Below are 19,872 nucleotides of genomic sequence, written 5' to 3'. Positions count from 1 at the left end.
CGGCGCATTCGCGCAGGTGGGCACGCACGCTGTGTGATGCCCGGTGGAGCCGCAGTCGGGGTCAGAGCCGTGCGCGGCTCCGGCCGGCGGGAATCAAGCGGCCGGTGTCTATGGTTGGCCGGTTGGTCAGCTTCGGTTCGTCCGGTCGGGGGGCGGCGAGCGCAGCCGTTGTCGTCTTCACGAACGAGGTAGTACAGCCATGCCGTCAGCCCGTGCGCAGGTGCGTCGTGATCTTGTCGCCGAGTCGATGCCGAGTGGGCGAGCCGAGCGGGCGCCCGGGGCCGTCCTGACGTTGGTCGCGCTGTTCCTGGTGGCGATCAATCTGCGTGGGGCGATCACCGATGTGCCGCCGCTGCTCACCTCGATTCGGGAGGATCTCGGGCTGTCGGGGGCCGCCGCCGGGGTGCTGACCGCGATTCCGGTGGTGTCGATGGGGGTGTTCGCGCCGCTCGCGCACCGTGGGGCCGCTCGGTACGGGTACGAGCGCACCGTGGCCGCGTCGGTGGTCGTGCTGCTCGTGGGGGTGCTGATCCGGCTGGGTGGGGCCTCGGTCGTCCTGCTCTTCCTGGGCACGTTGGTCGCCGGTGCCGGGATCGCGGTCCTGGGCGCGGCGCTGCCGGGTGTGGTCAAGACGCACTTCGCCGAGCATGCGGGGGCGGTCACCGGGTTGTACAGCGCGGCGGTCGGGGTCGGCGCGGCGGGTGCGAGCGCGCTCGCCGTACCGCTGTCCGACGGCTTCGGGTCGTGGCAGCTCTCCCTCGGCGTGGTCGCGATCCCGGCGGTGCTGGGCCTGTTCGCCTGGCTCCCGGTGATCCGACGCGCGAAGCCGGTACGGACCGACCCGAGCCGAACCGGCACCGGCACCGGCACCGGCACCGGCACCGGCACCACCGACGCAACCGAGGCCCGGCGCACCGAGCCCACACCCGCACCCGCACCCGGCACCGCCGCGCCCGACACCTCCCCCTGGCGACGCCCCGTGGCCTGGATCCTCGCCGTCTTCCTGGTCATGCAGACCACCGCCTACTACGGCGTGGTCGGCTGGGTGCCCGCCGCCTACGAGGAGCAGGGCTGGAGCGCCGAGCGCGCGGGGCTGCTGCTGTCCGTGTTCGGCCTCACCGGGATCGTCTCCGGCCTGGTGATCCCGCTGCTCGCGGACCGCTTCACCGATCCCCGGCCGCTGTTCGCGGTCACCGTCGCGGGGGCCGTGGTCGGCATGGGCCTGCTCGCGTTCGCGCCGGATCTGGCGCCGTGGCCCACCATCGCGCTGCTCGGCCTGACACTCGGCGGCGCGTTCCCGTTGATGCTGGTGATGCTCGTCCGCTTCGCACCGAGCCCGGCGGCGGCCGGCCGGCTGTCCGCGATGACGTTCCTGATCGGCTATCCGATCGCCGCCGCGCTGCAGATCGTGTTCGGCACGATCCACGACCTGACCGGCGACTACACCGCGGTGTTCGCGGTGCTGTTCGCGATGACCCTGGTGGAACTCGCGGTCTCGCTCGGGTTGGATCCCAAGCATGCCCGACACCCCTGAGCATCCGTCACCGTCCGTCCCCCCGGCACTGTCCGCCCTCCCGCCCCGCTTCCGGGGCGTCCCGTACGTCTACGCCCGCCACCCGCAGGCCGTCGCGGCCGGTGACCTGAGCGCCGGTGCCAACTGCCAGCTGTACGCGTACGCCTTCCTCGCCCATCACGGCCTGCACGTCCCTCCGCTGCGCTCGTCCGAGCTGTGGGCCGACGACACCGCCACCGTGCGGGTCGCCGAACCCGCGCCGCTGGACCTGCTCCTGTTCGACGCCGGACCGCGCCCGGACCGCGATCCCGGCTACGCCGCGCACATCGGGGTGCACCTGGGCCCCGACCGGGTGCTGCACCTGTGCCGGGAGGTCGGTCGGCCGGCCGTCTGGTCGTACGCCGAGTTCGCCGCCCACCCCGGCTACGCACGCCTGTTCGGAGTCAAACGGTGCCGCCCGGTGACGGAACACAACCACCCCCTCCCGTAGTTGAATTGCGACATGCCCGCTCCCGAGAACAGCGCCTTGAACTCCACCTCCGTCACCGAACCCCAGAGCCCGTCCGATGCGCCCCCGCCGCCCGTTCCGGCCTGGGAACGCCGCTACCGCGCGGCCCGGATCGGCCTGCCGCGCTGGGCCGACCACGCGCCCGCGAAGTCCGTCTTCGTCTCCAACGCCTCCGGCACCTTCGAGGTGTACGCCTGGGACCGGGTCAGCGGCGCACAACGTCAGGTGACCGACCGGCCCAACGGCACCTCGTCGTCCCGGATCAGCCCGGACGGGCGCTGGATCTGGTGGTTCGCCGACACCGACGGCGACGAACTCGGCGTCTGGATGCGCCAGCCGTTCGACGGCGGCCCGGACGAGGTCGCCGTTCCCGGTCTCGCACCGTCCTACCCCGGCGGCCTCGGTCTGGCGAACGACGGCACGGTCGTGGTCGGCCGGATGACCGACGACGAGGGCTCCACGATCCACGTCGCCCGCCCCGGCGCCGACCCGGTGACCGTGTACCGCCACACCGAGTCGGCGTGGTTGTCCGCGCTGTCCGAGGACGCCACCCACCTGGTCGTCGCGCACAACGAGCACGGCGACGCGATGCACGCTTCGCTGCGCGTACTGCGCCTGGACGGCACGCCCGTGGCCGACCTGCACGACGGCCCCGAGGGCGGGCAACCCGACTCGGACCTGTCCGCGATGGGCTTCTCCCCCGTCGCCGGCGACCAGCGCGTGCTGGTCATCCACCAGCGCCGCGGCCGGGACGAACCGCTGCTGTGGGAGCCGCTGACCGGCATCGAAACCGAGCTCGACCTCGGGCTGCCCGGCGACCTGTCCGCCGACTGGTATCCCGACGGCCGGGCGCTGCTGATCGACCACGAGCAGCACGGACGTTCCGAGCTGTACCGCTACGACCTGGCGAGCAAGGAGCTCACCCGGATCGACACCCCGCCGGGCACCATCGGCGCAGCCGGCGCCCGGCCCGACGGCAGCGTCGAGTACCACTGGTCGAGCGGTTCGACCCCCTCCGAACTGCGCTCGACCACGGGTGACGTACTGCTCACCCCGCCCGGCGAGCGTCCGCCCGGGTCGGTCCCGGTCACCGACGCGTGGGTGGAGGGGCCGGGCGGCAAGGTGCACGCGCTGGTGTCCAAGCCCGCGGGCGAGGGTCCCTTCCCGACCGTGTTCAACATCCACGGCGGGCCCACCGCGCACGACGGCGACCACTTCGCGGCGGACGTCGCGGCCTGGGTCGACCACGGCTTCGCGGTGGTCCGGGTCAACTACCGGGGCTCGACCGGCTACGGCAAGGACTGGACCGACGCGCTGCGGGTGCGGATCGGCCTGATCGAGCTGGAGGACATCGGCGCGGTCCGCGAGTGGGCCGTCGAGTCGGGCCTGGCCGATCCCGAGCGCATCGTGCTCTCCGGCGGCTCGTGGGGCGGCTATCTGACCCTGCTCGGCCTGGGCGTGCAGCCGGACGCGTGGGCGCTGGGGCTGGCCGCGGTGCCGGTCGCGGACTACGTCACGGCCTACCACGACGAGATGGACGTACTGAAGGCGATGGACCGCACGCTGCTCGGCGGTACGCCCGAGGAGGTCCCCGAGCGCTGGGCCGCGTCCTCGCCGCTGACCTACGTCGAGAAGGTGCGGGTCCCGGTGTACATCAGCGCCGGCGAGAACGACCCGCGCTGCCCGATCAAGCAGATCGAGAACTACGTCGCGCGGCTGGCCGAACTCGGCAAGCCGCATGAGGTCTACCGCTACGACGCGGGCCACGGCTCGCTGGTCGTCGAGGAGCGCATCCGGCAGATGCGCCAGGAGTTCGCCTTCGTCGACCAGGTGATCGGCCTGCCGATCCCGAACCCGGCGTAGGCCGCCCCGGCCGGCGAATCTCGGCGGCCGCGCCGCCGGCCATCGCGATCCGCCGGTCAGGAACCGGCTGCGCACGTGCCGCACGACGGGGCTGGGTGTCAGCTCTCGACGCCCAGCTCCGCGAGCAGTTGCGCCTCCCGCTCCTCGGCCCGGTCGTCCGCCTCCCGGCGGACCACGCGCCACCACACGAACACGGCGGCGCCGGCGAAGACGAACCACTGCGCGGTATAGCCCAGGTTCTGCCAGGCCCGGCCGGAAATCCCGCCGCCCTCGGTCTTCTTCGCCGCCGGCATCGGCGCCAGCGCGGCCGCATCGGCGGCCGGGGTCTGCGCGGTCAGCGCGACGAACCCGTCGGTGAGCGGGTACGGCAGCATGTTGACCAGCTCGGGGGTGCTGATCATGGAGAGTTGCCCCGGCCGCAGGTCGGTGGCGCGTTCCGCGTCCGAGGTGTGCTCCGCCTCGGACCATTCCAGCCGACCGGTGACGGTGACCGGTCCGGCCGGCGGCGCAGGAACGTTGTCGCCCTCGACCCAGCCGCGGTTGACCACGACCGCCGGCGCCCCGGCGACCAGCAGCGGGGTGACCACGTACGACCCGGTACGCCCGTCGAGTCGGCGCCCGGGCACCACGAGTTGGCGGCTCACGTCGTAGGTGCCGCTCACCGTGACCGAACGGCCGCGATCGGCACCCTCGACCCGGCCGCCCGGCGGCACGAGGTCACCGATCGGCACCGCGGGAGCCGTGGACACCTTCTCCCCGGTGCTCCCGCCGCCCTTGTGCTCGCCGTAGCGGTGGAACTGCCACAGCCCCAGCGCCGCGCACACCGGGACCGCGACGAGCACGATCATGTGGAAGACCAGCCAGCGCGGCTGGAGCAGGAACCGGTACACCCCCCAACGGTAACCGTCGGCCGACGGCATCCGAGCGCGGGTGTCACCTCGCGCGCGGGTAGTCCCCCGTCCGATAGATGTCGGTGCGGAACACGGTGCCGCCGCACGTGGGCGTCAGCGCCACCTTGGCCACGTTGAAGTCGTTGGCGACGAGTGCGTAGCCGAGCGCGGGCACCGGCGCCTTGGGCGCATCGGGGGCGCACCTGCCGTCCGCGGCCGGCACCTGCGGTTGCCACGCGAACTGGAACTCGTAGGCCTGGCCCGGTCGAAGCGTGATCACCGTGCCCGTCGACTCGGGCAGCAGCGGCAACCCGGCCGCGCCGTCGCCGGCCGTGTGCTGGTGCACGGTGACCTGCACGATCGGGTTCCCGGGCGGCGAGCCCACCGAGACCACTCCGGGGCCGGTCACCTGGCAGTCCTTGCGCGCGTTGCTGCGCACCTGGAGCACGCCGTACGCCAGGCCGTCGGCGCCGACCGGTCCGAGCCGGGCGTCCTCCCCGGACAGGTCGGTGGTCAGACACGCGGGGGTCGGCTTGGCCGGCGGCGCGGTCTCGCTCGGCGGCGCGCTGCTCGCGGGCGGCGCGCTCTGTCCGGTGCCCGCGCTCTGCCCGCTCGTCGGCGCGGTCGAGGCGCCGGATCCGTTCGTCGGGGTGCCGCCTCGGGTCGGCGGGTGGGACTGTCCGGCCCCGCCCGGAATCCCGGCGCTCATCCCCTCGCTCGGCCCCGGCAACGGCTCCGTGACGTTGACCGGGGACGACGAGGACTGGATCCCGCCGACATTCGACTTCGAGTCGCCGCCGCCGTCCACGGCGGTCCGCAACACGGGTGTGCCGACCAGCAGCGCCGCCACCAGCCCGGCGGCGCCGAGCGTGGCCACCCGCCGTTGTCTGCGCCGGGCCGGCACGGCCACCCGCAGCCGGTCCAACGCGTCCGACGAGGGCCGTACGTCGGCCACCGCCGCATGCAGTCGCCGGCGCACCTCTGCCGCGAGGTCGTCGGGGTCGGGACCAAGGGTCCCCGGGTCGTTCGTCACGGCGTCTCCATCCGGGCCCGGAGGGCTTCCAGTCCGCGTGAGGCGTACGCCTTCACCGAGCCGACCGACAGTCCGAGCAGATCGGCCACCTGAGCCTCTGTCAGATCAGCGTAATAGCGCAGCACGATCACTTCCCGCTGCCGCCGTTGCAATTCGCGCAACGCCCTTACCAGCACGTCGCGTTCCAACACGTGCCGTGAGCCGTCCTCGGTACTCGTCGATTCCGGCTCGGGCTTGGACAGCAGGCGCATGCCCATGATCCGCCGCCGCAGCGTCGACCGGGACAGGTTCACCACGGTCTGCCGCAGGTAGGCCAGCGTCTTGTCGGCCTCGCGCAACCGATGCCGGGCGGTGTGCACCCGGACGAACGACTCCTGCACCACGTCCTCACACGAATCGGTGTCGTCGAGCAACAGGGAAGCCAAGCGCAACAACGAACCATAGTGGGCGCGATAGGTCTCGGTGAGGACGTCTATCGAGACGCCCGCGTCAGAGGACACGGAAACTCCCGAAACGCCCTGATCCAGCGCGCCGACCACAGGCATTCGGACCGGGCGCAGCGCCGGTTCCGCCCTCACGACCATTTCTGCCACGACTGTTGGACACTCGACCCCCCGGGAAGGTTGTATACGCCTGCGATCCGGGGACGGTCGTCGGCTCAGCCACACATCCGCCCACCGTAGTGGGCCGGGTGATGTGCAGTCAGCTACTCGGGTCCTGGAAGGGGCTGTCTCGGGTCCCGGGGGCGGTTGTCTCGGGTCCGGGGGGGGCGGTTGTCTCGGGTCCGGGGCGGCTGCTCGGGTCGGGGAGGCGGCTGTCTCGGGTCCGGGAGACAGGCAGGTGCTCGGGTCCGGAAGCGGCTGTCTCGGGTCCGGAGGCGGTCGCTCGGGTCCGGGAAGCGGTCGCCGCACGCACGGCAGCCGGTGTCCCCACTCGGGGAACACCGGCTGCCGCAACGCTCCGCGGTCCGCGACTAGTCGCGCTCGACCAGTTCCGCGGCGACGACCTCGGCGATCTGGGCGGTGTTCAGCGCCGCGCCCTTGCGCAGGTTGTCCCCGCACATGAACATGTCGAGCGCGAACGGGTCGTCGATCGAACGACGCACCCGGCCGACCCAGGTCGGGTCGGTACCGACCACGTCGGCCGGCGTCGGGAACTCGCCGTTCTCCGGGTCGTCGCACAGCACGACGCCGGGAGCACCGTCCAGGATCTCGTGCGCGCGGGCGACCGAGACCTCGTTCTCGAACACGGCGTGCACCGCGAGCGAGTGTGTGGTGATCACCGGGACGCGCACGCAGGTCGTGTGCACCTTCAGGTCGGGCAGCCCCAGGATCTTGCGGGACTCGTTGCGAACCTTGAGCTCCTCGGACGACCACCCGTCGTCCTTGAGCGAACCGGCCCACGGCACCACGTTGAGCGCGAGCGGCGCCGGGAAGGGGCCGAAGTCGCCCACCGCACGGCGCACGTCGCCGGGCTGGGTGCCCAGCGTCTGGCTGCCCGCGACCTTGCCGATCTGCTCGCGCAGCGCGTCGACACCGGGCTGCCCGGCGCCGGACGCGGCCTGGTACGACGCGACCACGAGCTCCTTGAGGCCCAGCTCGGCGTGCAGCGCGCCCAGTGCTACGACCATGGTCAGCGTCGTGCAGTTGGGGTTGGAGATGATGCCGCGCGGACGCACCCGCGCCGCGGCGGCGTTGACCTCGGGCACCACGAGCGGGACCTCGGGGTCCATCCGGAACGCGCCGGAGTTGTCCACCGCGACCGCGCCCTTGCTCGCGGCGATCGGCGCCCAGTGCGCGGAGACCTCGTCGGGCACGTCGAACATCGCGACGTCCACGCCGTCGAAGCATTCCTCGCTCAGCGCGATGACCTCGACCTCCTCGCCGCGCACGACGAGCTTCTTGCCCGCGCTGCGCGCGGAGGCGATCAGCCGGATCTCGCCCCACACGTCCTGGCGGGTGGAGAGCAGTTCGAGCATCACCGTGCCGACCGCGCCGGTGGCGCCGACCACGGCCAGGGTGGGCTTGTCCTTGCGGGTCATCGGCCGGTACCTCCGTAGACGACGGCTTCGCCGGACTGGTCGTCCAGGCCGAACGCGGTGTGCACGGCCTGTACGGCGGCCGGAACGCCGTCGGCGCGGCAGACCACCGAGATCCGGATCTCGGATGTCGAGATCAGCTCGATGTTCACCCCCGCGCCGGTGAGCGATTCGAAGAACTTGGCGGTGACGCCCGGGTGCGAGCGCATGCCGGCGCCGACGAGCGAGATCTTGCCGATCTGGTCGTCGTAGCGCAGCGACTCGAAGCCGATCTCGGCCTGGGCCTTGGTCAGCGCGGTCATCGCACTCTGACCGTCGGACATCGGCAGCGTGAAGGAGATGTCGGTACGGCCCGTGGAGGCCGCGGAGACGTTCTGCACGATCATGTCGATGTTGATCTCGTTGTCCGCCACCAGGCGGAAGATCTTGGCCGCCTCGCCCGGCTTGTCCGGGACCCCGACCACCGTGATCTTCGCTTCGCTGGTGTCGTGGGCGACCCCGGAGATGATCGCGTGCTCCATGTCGTCCCCTTCGGGTTCATCCGTCACCCAAGTGCCGACGAGTCCCGAGAAGGACGACCGCACGTGCACGGGCATGTCGTAGCGGCGGGCGTACTCCACGCACCGCAGGTGCAGCACCTTGGATCCGCTCGCGGCCAGCTCCAGCATCTCCTGGTAGCTGATCCGGGAGATCTTCCGGGCCTTCTTCACCACGCGGGGGTCGGCGGTGAAGATGCCGTCCACGTCCGTGTAGATCTCGCAGACCTCGGCGTTCAGCGCGGCGGCCAGCGCGACGGCGGTGGTGTCCGAGCCCCCGCGGCCGAGCGTGGTGATGTCCTTCGTGTCCTGGGACACGCCCTGGAAGCCGGCCACGATCGCGATCGCGCCCTCGTCGAGCGCGGAGCGGATCCGCCCCGGCGTCACATCGATGATGCGCGCTTTGTTGTGGACCGCGTCGGTGATCACACCGGCTTGGCTGCCGGTGAACGACCGTGCGTCGACGCCCAGGTTTTTGATCGCCATCGCCAACAGCGCCATCGACATCCGCTCACCCGCGGTGAGCAGCATGTCGAGCTCGCGCCCGGAAGGGATGGGACTCACCTGCTGCGCCAGATCGATCAGCTCATCCGTCGTGTCGCCCATCGCGGACACCACCACGACCACTTCGTGGCCCTGCTTCTTGGTGTCGACGATTCGCTTGGCCACGCGCTTGATGCCCTCGGCATCGGCGACGGAGGAGCCGCCGTACTTCTGCACGACAAGGCCCACGTGCGCTCCTCGCTTGATATCTGTGCGGTCGGCACAGTCTAACTAGGCCGCTCGGTGGTCAAAGCTTTATTCACATTGTGAGACGTACGTATCAGTAGGCGGGATTGTGCGACGTACGCATCACTGAGCGGCATTCGGCACCAACAACACCAAACGCCCTACCCGGCGCCGAGACTCGCTTGCGAACCAGCCGAATCGCGTGGTTTCGGGAAGTTCGGAGCGGTCGGGGAGTTCGGCGCGATCGGGGCGCGATCGGGGCGATCAGGTGTGCGGGCCGCCCAGGACCACGGCGTCGTCGAGTTGCTCGGCGAGTTCGTCGACCAACTCGTCGGCGAGCGCCTGTCCGTCCGGGTCCAGACTCTCCGTGATCGGATCGTCCAGGCGGGCGTGCGACACCACCGATTGCAGCGCACGCAACACCGCGCTCGCGGTCGCGCCCCAGTTGGACATGTACGAGAACTGCCACCACCACAGCGCCTCCCGGCTGCGTCCGGCCCGATGGTGGGCCAGCCCGTGGGCGAGGTCGGCGACGACGCCGGCGACGTCGTCCGACAGCCGCGCCGCGACCGGTTTGGACTTGGGCACGTACGGGTCGAAGACCTCGTAGTACACGTCGATCGGCTCCAGCAACCGGGACAGCGCCGAACGCAGCGCGTCGACGTCCGGATCGGGACCCGAGTCGGGCTCGAAGCGGTCGTCCGGCACCACGTCGGCGATCGCGCCGAGCCGGCCGCCCGCAAGCATGAGCTGCGAGACCTCGAGGAGCAGCATCGACACCGCCTGCTCCGGCTCCTCGCCCTTGGCCACCTCGGTGACGGCCAGGACGAAGCTGTCGATCTGGTCGGCGATCTCACTGGTGAATTCGTTCAGGTCGTCAGACATCGAGCAGTCGTCTCCCCTCGAAGGCACGCCCGAGCGTGACCTCGTCGGCGTACTCCAGGTCGCCCCCCACCGGCAGCCCGCTGGCCAACCGGGTCACACGCAGACCCATCGGCTTGCACAGGCGAGCCAGGTACGTCGCGGTCGCCTCTCCTTCCAGGTTCGGATCGGTGGCCAGGATCAACTCGGTCACCACACCGTCCGCGAGCCGGGTCATCAGCTCACGAATCCGCAGGTCGTCGGGCCCCACGCCCTCGATCGGGCTGATCGCGCCACCGAGCACGTGGTACCGGCCCCGGAACTCGCGGGTCTTCTCGATCGCCACGACATCCTTGGACTCCTCGACCACGCAGATCACCGCGACGTCGCGTCGCGGGTCGAGACAGATTCGGCACTGCTCCGATTCCGCCACGTTGCCGCATGTGGCGCAGAACCGCACCTTGTCCTTGACCTCGGTGAGCGCGTGCACGAGGCGCCGGACGTCGGCCGGGTCGGCCGCCAGGAGGTGGAAGGCGATGCGTTGCGCGCTCTTGGGCCCTACACCGGGCAGTCGGCCCAGCTCGTCGATGAGGTCCTGTACGACGCCTTCGTACACCTACCGTCTCCCTGCTTGCTTTGGTTGTTCGGGGGCTGCTTGGTGGGCTGCTTGTGGGCTGCCTGGTGTTTCGGTGGGCTTTCGGTGGGCTTTTCGGCTTCGGTGGGTTCTTTCGGTGGGTTCTCTTGCCGGGCCTTGTGACGGGCTTTGCGATGGGTCTTCGGTGGGTTCGGCTTTCGGTTGTGGGGGCTCGGCTCACATGCCGGGCAGCCCGAGTGGACCGCCGCCGCCCATGCCCTGGGCCAGCGGGCCCATCAACTGGGACTGCATCTCCAGAGCCGCGCGGTTGGCGTCGCGCACCGCGGCGACGATGAGGTCGCCGAGGGTCTCCGTGTCCTCAGGATCCACCGCGGACGGCGAGATCTCCAGAGCCAGCAGCTCACCGGCGCCGGACACGGTCGCGGTCACCAGGCCGCCGCCGGCGCTCCCGGTCACCTGGGTGCGCGCGAGTTCGTCCTGCGCCGCCATGAGGTCCTGCTGCATCTTCTGCGCCTGCTGCAGCAGCTGCTGCATGTCGGGCTGGCCACCACCGGGAAACACTGGACACCCTTCGTCGCTCGGACGCGGCTTCGCACCGCCTCGGGGCGGCGCCCGCTCGGCCGCCGTCCTTCCGTCGAGCCTACGGCTCCGGGCGGGGCCGATGCGCGGCGACGGCACGCATCGGTGGGTCGGCGGTGGGTCGGGTGCCGGTCGCCGGCGGTCGGGTGGTGGGGGTGCCGGGTCGGTACCGGGGCGGGTTGGGGTCGGTACCGGGTGCCGGATCGGGTGGAGTCGGTGCCGGGGCGGTGGGTGCGTCAGGTGGTGGGCGACTCGTCGATGATCGTCGCGCCGAGTTCGCGGGTGAGCAGTTCGTGGGTGGACAGGCCGCCGTCGTCGGCCAAGTCTTCGTCGTCGTAGCGGCCGATGTCCTCGGGGATGTCGAAGTCCGGCTCGGGCGGCGGTGGTGGTGCCTGCCTGGGCTGCGGGCGGGTGGGCGGCGGCTGCGACGGGGCGGTGGCGGGGCGGGTCTGGGCGGGCGGCGGGGTCGCGACCGGAGGGGTCGGGGCCGGGGCCGTCGGGGCCGGGGCGCCGGGCCAAGCGCCGGGGGGCGGGGCGGCGGGCGCGCGATCGACGGGCGGGGTCGCGGTCGGGACGGGAGCCGGGGCCGGGGCTGTGGACGGGGTCGGGGCCGGGCCGCCGGGGCGGCGGGCGGGCGCGGCGCCTGCCTCGCCGGTGACGACGCAGTCGATCCGCCAGTCGAAGCCGAAGGCGTCCTGCACGGACTGCCGGACGATCTCGTCCCGGCCGCTGCTGCGGAAGCCCTCACGGGTGCCCGCCTGCTCGAACGCGAGGGTCAGCGTGGTGCCGTCGAATCCGGCCACGGTCACCGTCTGCAACATCATCCAGGCCACCCGGTTGCGGCCGCGCACGGCGTCCAGGATCTGCGGCCACATTTCGTGGACGCGGGCCAGGTCGCCGGTGGCCTGGCCGGTGGCCTGGGCGGGGGCGGCGGGGGGTGCTTGGTGGGGCTGGTGGGGCTGTTGCGGGTGCTGCTGGGGGGCGGCGGGGGGTGGGCCGGAGCCGGCGGTGCGGGCTTGGGGCCAGGCGCCGGGGGTGGTGGCGGGCTGCTGTTGGTGCTGTTGCGGCTGCTGAGGTTGTGGGTGTTGTGGGTGTTGCGGCTGCGGGTGGGTCGCGGGAGCCGGTACGGGGGGCTGGGGCGGAGCGGTCTGCTGCGGGCGGGCCTGCGCGGGGGCCGCTCCGGCGTCGGTGCGGGCCTGGTCCGGGGTGGTGGGGGCGGCGGGCCCCGTGGGGAGGCCGCCGACGGACACGCGGCGTTCGAGGCGTTCCAGGCGCGTCTGCAGGCCCTGCTCGCCGGAGTCGACGGCGGGCAGCAGTACCCGCGCGCAGATCAGCTCCAACTGGAGCCGGGGCGCGGTGGCGCCGCGCATCTCGGTGAGGCCGGTGTTGACGATGTCGGCGGCGCGGGTGAGCCCGGCCCGGCCGAACTCGGCGGCGTGCCGGACCATGCGCTCCAGCTGGTCGGCGGGCACATCGATCAGGCCCTTGTCGGCCGCGTCCGGCACTGCGGCCAGGATCACCAGGTCGCGCAGCCGCTCCAGCAGGTCGGCCACGAACCGGCGCGGGTCGTAGCCCCCCTCGATCACCCGGTCCACCAACTCGAAGGCGGCCCCGCCATCCTGCGCGACGAACGCCTCGACCACGTCGTCCAGCAGCGACCGATCGGTGAACCCGAGCAGCGAGGTGGCCATCGCGTAGGTGACACCGTCGTCGGTGGCACCCGCGAGCAACTGGTCCATCACCGACATCGAGTCCCGCACCGACCCGGCGCCGGCCCGCACCACGAGCGGCAACACCGCCGGCTCGACCTTGATGCCCTCGGTCTCGCACACGGAGGCGAGGTGGTCGCGCAGCACACCGGGCGGCACCAGCCGGAACGGGTAGTGGTGCGTCCGGGACCGGATGGTCCCGATCACCTTCTCCGGCTCGGTGGTGGCAAAGATGAACTTCAGGTGCTCCGGCGGCTCCTCGACCACCTTGAGCAACGCGTTGAAGCCCGCCGACGTGACCATGTGCGCCTCGTCGATGATGTAGATCTTGTAGCGCGAGCTCACCGGCGAGAAGTGCGCCTTCTCCCGCAGGTCGCGAGCGTCGTCCACACCACCGTGCGACGCGGCGTCGATCTCGATCACGTCGATGCTGCCGGGCCCGCCGAGACCGAGGTCCCGACACGACTGACACTCACCGCAGGGCGTGGGCGTGGGCCCCTGCTCACAGTTGAGACACCGGGCAAGAATGCGCGCGCTGGTGGTCTTGCCACACCCTCGCGGCCCACTGAACAGATAGGCGTGATTGACGCGGTTGTTCCGCAGGGCCTGCATGAGGGGTTCCGTCACGTGCTCCTGCCCGATGACCTCTGCATAGGTCTCGGGGCGGTAGCGACGGTAGAGGGCGAGCGACACGCCCCCGACGATAGCCGGGCGGAAGGACACACGCGGCCCCTCACCACCCACGGACGCCCGAACGGTCGCGGACTCCCTTCACCGGCCCGCACCCGAACAGCCGCCGACCCCCACCGCCCGCCTGTGCCCGAACGGACGCGGACCCCCACCGTCCGCCGCGCCTGAACGGTCGCGGACCCACACCGCCCACCTGTGCTCGAACGGTCGCGGACTCCCACCGTCCGCCCGTGCCCGAACGGTCGCGGACTCCCACCGTCCGCCCGTGCCCGAACGGTCGCGGACTCCCACCGTCCGCCCGTGCCCGAACGATCGCGGACTCCCACCGTCCGCCCGTGCCCGAACACCGGCCCCATCCCTGCCCGAACACCAACCCCACCCGTACCCGAGCACCTGCCCCGGTCGGGTACTGTAGGCCCCGGACCCCCCGTGCGGCGGTATCCTCCTGAACCTCCCCAGGGCCGGAAGGCAGCAAGGATAGGGAGGCTCTGCCGGGTGCACGGGGGGTTCACAGTTTCCCCACCCCGCCCGGCCCACCCCTCCGCCCCCTTCGAATAGGGGTGCGCGAGCACCCGCCGACCTCCTGTAAGCTTCCGCACGGAGGATTCGCCTAGTGGCCTAGGGCGCACGCTTGGAAAGCGTGTTGGGTTCACCCCCTCACGAGTTCGAATCTCGTATCCTCCGCCAGCCTGAACAGGCAAAACGTCAGCCCGGATCGTTCCGACGATCCGGGCTGACGTCGTTGTGGTTGCAGTTCTGGTTGCAGTTGGGCCGAAGAATCCCCAGGTTAGGGGTAATCTCGCAGGCAACCGTCCGTCGCCGTTCGGTGCGGTTCAGAGCGGCTCGACATAGTCCGGTCGATCACGCCAACCGCTCCACGAGTGACGGCTACCGCATCGCGCGTCGCTCGTCGTTTCTTCGGAAGGGCTGTCCCAGGTTGGCGGCCCGAATCCGATCGCCTCGTGGCGATATGTGGTTGCGACCGGGGTGTGTGACGGAGGAGCCTCGTCAGGCATGAATGCGACGAACTCCGCCAGTGACGCCCAAAGTACGTACTCCGTCGGTGGGGCTCCTCGTGATGTGCGGATCTCCGCGCTGGGCCACCTGAGCAAGGCCAGCCGCGAGGATTCCCAGCTCTATTCCTTCCTCATGGCGCTCACCGTGCACACGCCGGTCGATGCGCCCTTCACAGTCGGTCCCGGCAGCGATCCACCCGACCGACGACTCACCGGCGCATCGGGGCGCGCCTGGGACATCGAACTCGCCGAACTGACTCTCCCTCGCGTGCGGATCGATCTCGCCCGCATCCGCGCCTTCGGGCGGCGCCTGGAGACACTCCTCACCGACAACCTCTCCCGCTACCCCCACCTCGTGGGCAACACGGTCATGCTGACCCTCCTCGGCGAGGCGAGCCTCCCGCGCGACGACCGCTCCCTGCTCACCGACATCACCGACGCGCTCACCGCCGACCGGGGATGCTGGCTCGACGGCGTCGACATGAGCAACGGCCTCCCGAGCAGCCTCGGTCATGCCGGTTTCTACCCACTGATCGGCGCCTTGGCCACGCGAGTCGAGCGCGGTGGGCACCCGGGAAGCGTCCAGGTCATCGCGACCGTCTCGCGGGCGATCTACCCCCATGAAGCGGTCGAAGCGCTGCGCGATCTCGTGCGTGACAAGGATCGCCCCGAGAACGAGATCCTGCTCGTAACCTGCGGAGCTCCCGACGAACTTGGCCACATCTGCGGCTTCGACCGCGTGCTGCTGGGGATGCTCGAAGACGCCGCGCGGTCCGGCACGCTCTTGGCCCAGGACCCGACGCACCTCAAGGCCGTCGCCCTGCACTACTGGGGCCTGCCGACCCTCATCGGAATCAAGATCACCGACGAGTACACCGCACCCTGGGACAGTTGACGCTGGACACCAACCCCACCGACCGGCGTTCGCGCCATCCAAGAGGGTGGGACGAACTGGGACACACCCCTGATCCGCGCGTCTGCGCCGAGGGGCGTCCCCTCTGTCCGCCGGTCCGGGGGCTCGGCCCGTTCAAGGCCGAGCCCCCGGACCAGGCAGTCACGTCGCGGCCGGTTTTACCCCTTCGGACTCCGGGACTTCGCTGCTACCGATCCCCCACAGGAGGTTGTTGACCCTCTCTGCGGTGTCGCGCAGCAGCGGGTCGGTGACGTGTTGGTAGCGCTTGGCCATCGTGGTCGAGGACCAGCCCATGATGGCCATGACGATGCGCTCGGGGACGCCGAGCAGGAGGAGGACGGTCGCGGCGGTGTGGCGGGCGTCGTGGAGGCGGGCGTCGCGGACGCCGGCCTCCTGGAGGAGTTCCTTCCAGTGGTGGTAGTCGGTGTTCGGGTTGAGGATCGCGCCGGTGGCCGAGGTGAACACGTAGCCGGTCTCGGTCCAGAGCTGGCGGGCCTGGGCGCGCTCGGCGTCCTGGAGTTCGCGGTGTCGGCGGAGGATCTTGGTCAGCTCGTCGGGCAGGCCGATGGTGCGGCGGCCCGCTCGGGACTTGGTGTCCTTGGTCTCGCGGCGGATCTGCTCGCGGGAGGGGCAGTAGCCGGCCTTGCGACCGCAGGTGTCGCCGCAGCCGTGCGCGTACTTGGGGCGCAGTCGGCCGCGCCGGACGCACATGAAGCCCGAGTCGAGGTCGACGTCCGACCACTTCAGGCCGAGGACTTCGCCCTGTCGTAGGCCGAGGGCGAGGGCGACGACCCAGCGGGCCTGGTTCCGCCGTTGCACGGCGGCGAGGAGGATCCGCTGGACCTCCTCGACCGAGTAGGGCTCGACCTCTTCCTCGTCCAGGCGCGGGGCCTTGGCGATCTTCGCGACGTTGACCGTGAGATGCCCGCGACGAACCGCCTCACCCAAGGCGACGCTCAAGGTGCGGTGCGCGTGGTGGGCGGTGGCGGGCTTGCTGCCGCCGGCCTGCATCTTCGCGTAGAAGCGCTCCAGGTGTTCGGGCTCCAGCTTGGTCAGACGGTGCGCACCGAGGCCGGGGGTGAGGTGCACGCGGACGTCGACCTCGTAACCGGCGAGGGAGTTCTCGGTGACGGCGAGCGGGGCGATGTTGTCGATCCAGTGCCGGAGCCACGCCGTGAGCGTCCACGCCTGGCCAGCCTTGCGGACGGTGCCCGCGTCGCGGGCGCGCTCCAACGCGCGGACCTTCTTGGTCACCTCGGCGCGGGTCTTGGCGGAGACGTGGCGGCGGTCGGGTCGGCCGTTGTCCTTGACGCCGACGGTGACATAGCCGTGCCAGCGGCCGTCGTTGCCCTGGAAGATGGACGAGGCGCCGTTGGGCTGCCGGGTGTTGTCGGCCATTCGATCGCCCCCGCTCAGGCCGCGAGCGGCAGGTCGGCGACGAGCAGGCCGGCGACGTACGCGCCCAGGGCTTCGGCCGGGACGCGGCGCAGGCGGCCGATGGTGACCGAGGGGATGTCGCCAGAGGCAATCAAGGCGTACATCGTCGTGCGGCCGATGCCGAGGCGGCGGGCGGCTTCCTCGACGGTGAGGGCGACGAGGGTGGGGTCGCCGGTCGGTTCGGCGGGCACGGCGGTGTTCGGGCGGATCTGGGACAAGGCAGGTCCTTACTCGGCGGCGCCTTGGGCAAAAGGCCGCCGGGTCGTTCCGTTCAGGGATGGGCGGGACGTGGTGCCGGCCGCAGCCTCGGTGTTCGTAGCACCGGGGCGGCGGGGTTTCGGGTGGGCGGCTACTCGCCCGGTGGGTCGGTTGGGTCCTCGTCCACGGTCGGTGGATGGCCGAAGTGGACGAGGCGTGGCCCGGAGAAGGGGCCCGGGGTGACCAGTTCCTCCGCGATGACCTGGCTCACGGCTTCGCCGACCTCGTCCTCGATCTCGGGGTGGGCGTCGATGTAGGTCTCAAGGGCCTGTTGGGCGGCGGCGAGCTGGTCGTTGGCCGCGCGGATGGCGCGGTAGGACGTGCGGACGTCGTCGATCAGTTGGACGGCGCGTTCGTGCATCGCGAGTTGGGGCGGGCCGAGGAGGTTGTCGAGGTCGATGCCGAAGACCTGGGCGAAGCCGATGGCCTCGTCGAGGTTGATCCGCCGCCGGGGCTCGGCGCTCTCGATCCGCCAGATCGCGGACTGGTTGATGGGAAAGCCCGCGTCCGACATGCGCTCGGCCAGTGTCGCGGTGCTCCACTTGCGCGCCTCGCGCTCCAGGCGCACGCGCTCGGCGACGTTGTCCTCGCTCCACATCGACTGCGGGCCGCCCGGCGGGCCGGGCACCGATCCGCTCATCCGATCCTCCTTGCAATGCGATCAAGCCCTATTGCATCGACCGCCGTTGGAGAGTAGCCTGATGCAGGACAGAATGCAAACGATCCTCCAGGGATTAACGGAGGCTCGGCCCGGGTAGCACCGGGAACGCAAAAGGCTCCCGGCGCTACGAACGCCGGGAGCCCCACAACACACCTCGCGACCGCCCATCCCTGAACGCTCGACCACGGTGGAACCGGGTTGCCCCCCGGACCGCCGAGTGAGGAAATGCCTTGAGCAAGCGTACGACGACAGCCCTCCGGGGCGCATCCGCCACGCGCCGTCCCACCCGGACGGAGGCGCGATAGCCGTGGCGCGCATCCGCACGATCAAGCCGGAGCTGTTCAGCTCCGAGAGTCTGGCCTCGGTCAGCGTGACCGCCGAGCGCACCTTCGTCGGCCTCTTCACCCAGGCGGATGACCATGGACGCCACCGAGACCACGCCGCGATCATCGCCGGGGTGCTGTGGCCGCTGCGTCCCGAGCACACGCCGCTCGACGTCGAGAACGACCTCCAGCAGCTCGCCGAGGCCGGACTTCTCTGCCGCTACACAACCCCGGACGGCAAGCGGTACCTGCACATCGTGTCCTGGCACGAGCACCAGAAGATCAACCGGCCGAGCGCTTCTCGGCTGCCCGCCTGCCCGGATCACGACGCCTCGCGCAAGAAGGCCGGAGGAGCCTTCGGGGACGACTCGCCGAGCCCTCACGGAGGGCTCAGTGAGGGCTCGGTGAAGGTTCACCGCACGCTCACGGATGACTCCGTGAATCGCGAATCCGCAGGTCGGACGGCATTCAGTGAGGGTTCAGTGAACCCTCACGGAGATGTCGGTGAGGGCTCAACGCCCGGATCTAGGATCTTGGATCCTGGACCTAGGATCTTCCCTCCGGGGGGCGCGGGCGCCCACGCGCCCGACACCACTCCCGCGCTCGTCGCCGAGTACGTGAACGCCTGCCGCACCCGGCCGCCGGAGAGCGTCCTGAGCCGGATCGGCCGGGAGGCGAAGATCCTCCTGGACGAGGGCGTGTCCACTGAGCACATCCGGGCCGGCCTGGAGCGGCTGCGGGCCAAGGGCCTCAACCCGAGCGCCCTGCCGGGGCTGGTCAACGAGGTCATGAACGCCGACCGACCCGGCGCCCCAACGGCGTACCGGCCGTGGACCAACCCCGAGGACCCCGAGGCGGCCTACGGCGGTGACCTGTGACCACCGGCCTCCGCCGACCCGCCGACCCGCAACGGGTGGGCACCGGTTCCGAGCAGCGTGTCCTGCGCATCCTCGCCCAACGCGGCCTCGACCCCGCGCGCCCGCTCGACACCGACGACGAGAGCGACCGCATCGCCGACGCCCTGGCCATGGCGGAACAGCGCATCCCCCCGCGCTACCGCTCCGCCGTCGCCGACCACCCCGGCATCACCGGGTGGATGCGGCGGATCGTCAACGAGGCCAGACCCGGACCGGGTGGGACGTTCGGCATCGCCACCGGACCCTCGCTGTTGATCGCCGGGACCACCGGCACCGGCAAGACCCACCAGGCGTACGGAGCCGTCCGCGGCCTCCTCCGGGCCGGAGTCCGCCTGCGCTGGCACAAGGCCACCACCGCCGACCTGTACGCCGCACTGAGGCCCCGTCAGGGCCACGACACGGAAGGCGAGATGCGCGAACTGAGCCGCTGCCCGCTGCTCATCCTCGACGACCTCGGCGCCGCCAAGACCTCCGAGTGGACCGAGGAACTGACCTACCGCCTCGTCGACCACCGCTACGAGCACATGCTGCCGACCCTGTTCACCACCAACCTGCCGATCCCCCGCATCCGCGACATCCTCGGCGACCGGGTCGCCTCCCGCCTCGCCGAGATGACCGACCGCGTCATCCTCACCGGGCCCGACCGACGTCGCCGACCGACCGACTGACCCACCATCAGGAAATGGGCGGGGCGGGCGGGGCTTCAGCTCCGCCCGCTGGCAGGCAAGGGCAGCGGCCAGCCCTCGCCTGCCCCTTGCCCGAATCCTTGCCCACCCCACCCGCACCCCTCAAGGAGCGACCCT

18 protein-coding genes, 1 tRNA gene and 1 other RNA gene are annotated in these 19,872 nt (G+C 71.1%); 8 read left to right on the top strand and 12 right to left on the bottom strand.

Going from position 1 to position 19,872, the window contains the following annotated elements:
• Positions 1 to 199 precede the first annotated feature (199 nt).
• The 3 genes from ACFZBU_RS27395 to ACFZBU_RS27385 are packed head-to-tail and all read left to right on the top strand — an operon-like array spanning position 200 to position 3,884.
• Positions 200 to 1,534 carry a CynX/NimT family MFS transporter gene (locus ACFZBU_RS27395; protein ID WP_391586327.1) on the top strand — a complete coding sequence of 445 codons (1,335 nt, stop codon included), beginning with the start codon at positions 200 to 202 and terminating at the stop codon, positions 1,532 to 1,534.
• Complete coding sequence (locus ACFZBU_RS27390; protein ID WP_391586326.1) at positions 1,518 to 2,003, top strand: cell wall hydrolase; 486 nt, start codon at positions 1,518 to 1,520, stop codon at positions 2,001 to 2,003. Before ACFZBU_RS27395 ends, ACFZBU_RS27390 begins: the two co-directional genes overlap by 17 nt.
• 12 nt (positions 2,004 to 2,015) lie before the next feature.
• Complete coding sequence (locus ACFZBU_RS27385) at positions 2,016 to 3,884, top strand: prolyl oligopeptidase family serine peptidase (protein WP_391586325.1); 1,869 nt, start codon at positions 2,016 to 2,018, stop codon at positions 3,882 to 3,884.
• A gap of 98 nt (positions 3,885 to 3,982) precedes the next feature.
• On the opposite strand, the gene ACFZBU_RS27380 is transcribed toward ACFZBU_RS27385, so the two are convergent.
• The 9 genes from ACFZBU_RS27380 to ACFZBU_RS27340 form a co-directional block, all read right to left on the bottom strand.
• Entirely contained in the window at positions 3,983 to 4,774 is a 792-nt protein-coding gene (locus tag ACFZBU_RS27380) for an SURF1 family protein (protein ID WP_391586324.1), read from the bottom strand.
• Positions 4,775 to 4,817: 43 nt separating this feature from the next.
• Positions 4,818 to 5,807, bottom strand: coding sequence for a DUF4232 domain-containing protein (locus tag ACFZBU_RS27375; protein WP_391586323.1), 990 nt, complete (start codon positions 5,805 to 5,807; stop codon positions 4,818 to 4,820).
• Positions 5,804 to 6,391, bottom strand: coding sequence for a SigE family RNA polymerase sigma factor (locus tag ACFZBU_RS27370; protein WP_391586561.1), 588 nt, complete (start codon positions 6,389 to 6,391; stop codon positions 5,804 to 5,806). Before ACFZBU_RS27370 ends, ACFZBU_RS27375 begins: the two co-directional genes overlap by 4 nt.
• 389 nt (positions 6,392 to 6,780) lie before the next feature.
• Positions 6,781 to 7,848: an aspartate-semialdehyde dehydrogenase gene (locus ACFZBU_RS27365; protein ID WP_020554885.1), complete on the bottom strand. Its 1,068-nt coding sequence runs from the start codon at positions 7,846 to 7,848 to the stop codon at positions 6,781 to 6,783.
• Positions 7,845 to 9,113 (bottom strand): aspartate kinase, encoded by a 1,269-nt coding sequence (locus ACFZBU_RS27360; protein WP_391586322.1) that lies wholly within the window; start codon positions 9,111 to 9,113, stop codon positions 7,845 to 7,847. Before ACFZBU_RS27360 ends, ACFZBU_RS27365 begins: the two co-directional genes overlap by 4 nt.
• Before the next feature lie 261 nt (positions 9,114 to 9,374).
• Positions 9,375 to 9,995 (bottom strand): DUF5063 domain-containing protein, encoded by a 621-nt coding sequence (locus ACFZBU_RS27355; RefSeq protein ID WP_391586321.1) that lies wholly within the window; start codon positions 9,993 to 9,995, stop codon positions 9,375 to 9,377.
• A complete protein-coding gene (recR, locus tag ACFZBU_RS27350) occupies positions 9,988 to 10,587 on the bottom strand; it encodes a recombination mediator RecR (protein WP_391586320.1) in 600 nt (199 codons plus the stop codon). The genes ACFZBU_RS27355 and recR overlap by 8 nt, the downstream gene beginning before the upstream one ends.
• A gap of 195 nt (positions 10,588 to 10,782) precedes the next feature.
• A complete protein-coding gene (locus ACFZBU_RS27345; protein WP_020554881.1) occupies positions 10,783 to 11,127 on the bottom strand; it encodes a YbaB/EbfC family nucleoid-associated protein in 345 nt (114 codons plus the stop codon).
• 254 nt (positions 11,128 to 11,381) lie between these two features.
• Positions 11,382 to 13,547, bottom strand: a complete 2,166-nt coding sequence (locus ACFZBU_RS27340) for a DNA polymerase III subunit gamma and tau (protein ID WP_391586319.1) — start codon at positions 13,545 to 13,547, stop codon at positions 11,382 to 11,384.
• A gap of 414 nt (positions 13,548 to 13,961) precedes the next feature.
• Here ACFZBU_RS27340 and ffs point away from each other — a divergent pair.
• From ffs to ACFZBU_RS27325, 3 genes are all read left to right on the top strand, one after another.
• Positions 13,962 to 14,060, top strand: an RNA gene (ffs, locus tag ACFZBU_RS27335) — signal recognition particle sRNA small type.
• A gap of 83 nt (positions 14,061 to 14,143) precedes the next feature.
• Positions 14,144 to 14,231, top strand: a tRNA-Ser gene (locus ACFZBU_RS27330).
• A 393-nt stretch (positions 14,232 to 14,624) separates the two neighbouring features.
• Entirely contained in the window at positions 14,625 to 15,455 is an 831-nt protein-coding gene (locus ACFZBU_RS27325) for a hypothetical protein (RefSeq protein ID WP_391586318.1), read from the top strand.
• Between the two features lie 159 nt (positions 15,456 to 15,614).
• Here ACFZBU_RS27325 and ACFZBU_RS27320 read toward each other — a convergent pair whose 3' ends face one another.
• From ACFZBU_RS27320 to ACFZBU_RS27310, 3 genes are all read right to left on the bottom strand, one after another.
• On the bottom strand, positions 15,615 to 16,871 hold the full coding sequence (locus ACFZBU_RS27320) for a tyrosine-type recombinase/integrase (RefSeq protein ID WP_391586317.1): 1,257 nt from the start codon (positions 16,869 to 16,871) through the stop codon (positions 15,615 to 15,617).
• A 14-nt stretch (positions 16,872 to 16,885) separates the two neighbouring features.
• Positions 16,886 to 17,128 (bottom strand): helix-turn-helix domain-containing protein, encoded by a 243-nt coding sequence (locus tag ACFZBU_RS27315; protein ID WP_391586316.1) that lies wholly within the window; start codon positions 17,126 to 17,128, stop codon positions 16,886 to 16,888.
• A gap of 131 nt (positions 17,129 to 17,259) precedes the next feature.
• Complete coding sequence (locus ACFZBU_RS27310) at positions 17,260 to 17,808, bottom strand: multiprotein-bridging factor 1 family protein (protein WP_391586315.1); 549 nt, start codon at positions 17,806 to 17,808, stop codon at positions 17,260 to 17,262.
• A 328-nt stretch (positions 17,809 to 18,136) separates the two neighbouring features.
• Between ACFZBU_RS27310 and ACFZBU_RS27305 the strand changes: the two genes are divergently transcribed.
• Together ACFZBU_RS27305 and ACFZBU_RS27300 are read left to right on the top strand one after the other, a co-directional pair.
• Complete coding sequence (locus ACFZBU_RS27305) at positions 18,137 to 19,030, top strand: hypothetical protein (RefSeq protein ID WP_391586314.1); 894 nt, start codon at positions 18,137 to 18,139, stop codon at positions 19,028 to 19,030.
• Positions 19,027 to 19,737 (top strand): ATP-binding protein, encoded by a 711-nt coding sequence (locus ACFZBU_RS27300; RefSeq protein WP_391586313.1) that lies wholly within the window; start codon positions 19,027 to 19,029, stop codon positions 19,735 to 19,737. The genes ACFZBU_RS27305 and ACFZBU_RS27300 overlap by 4 nt, the downstream gene beginning before the upstream one ends.
• The last annotated feature ends 135 nt before the right edge of the window (positions 19,738 to 19,872 follow it).

It is taken from the genome of Embleya sp. NPDC008237 (assembly GCF_042956465.1).
Classification (GTDB): Bacteria; Actinomycetota; Actinomycetes; order Streptomycetales; family Streptomycetaceae; genus Embleya.
The sequence above is the reverse complement of the archived record's forward strand: the minus strand, read 5'-3'. Positions and strand labels throughout refer to the sequence as shown.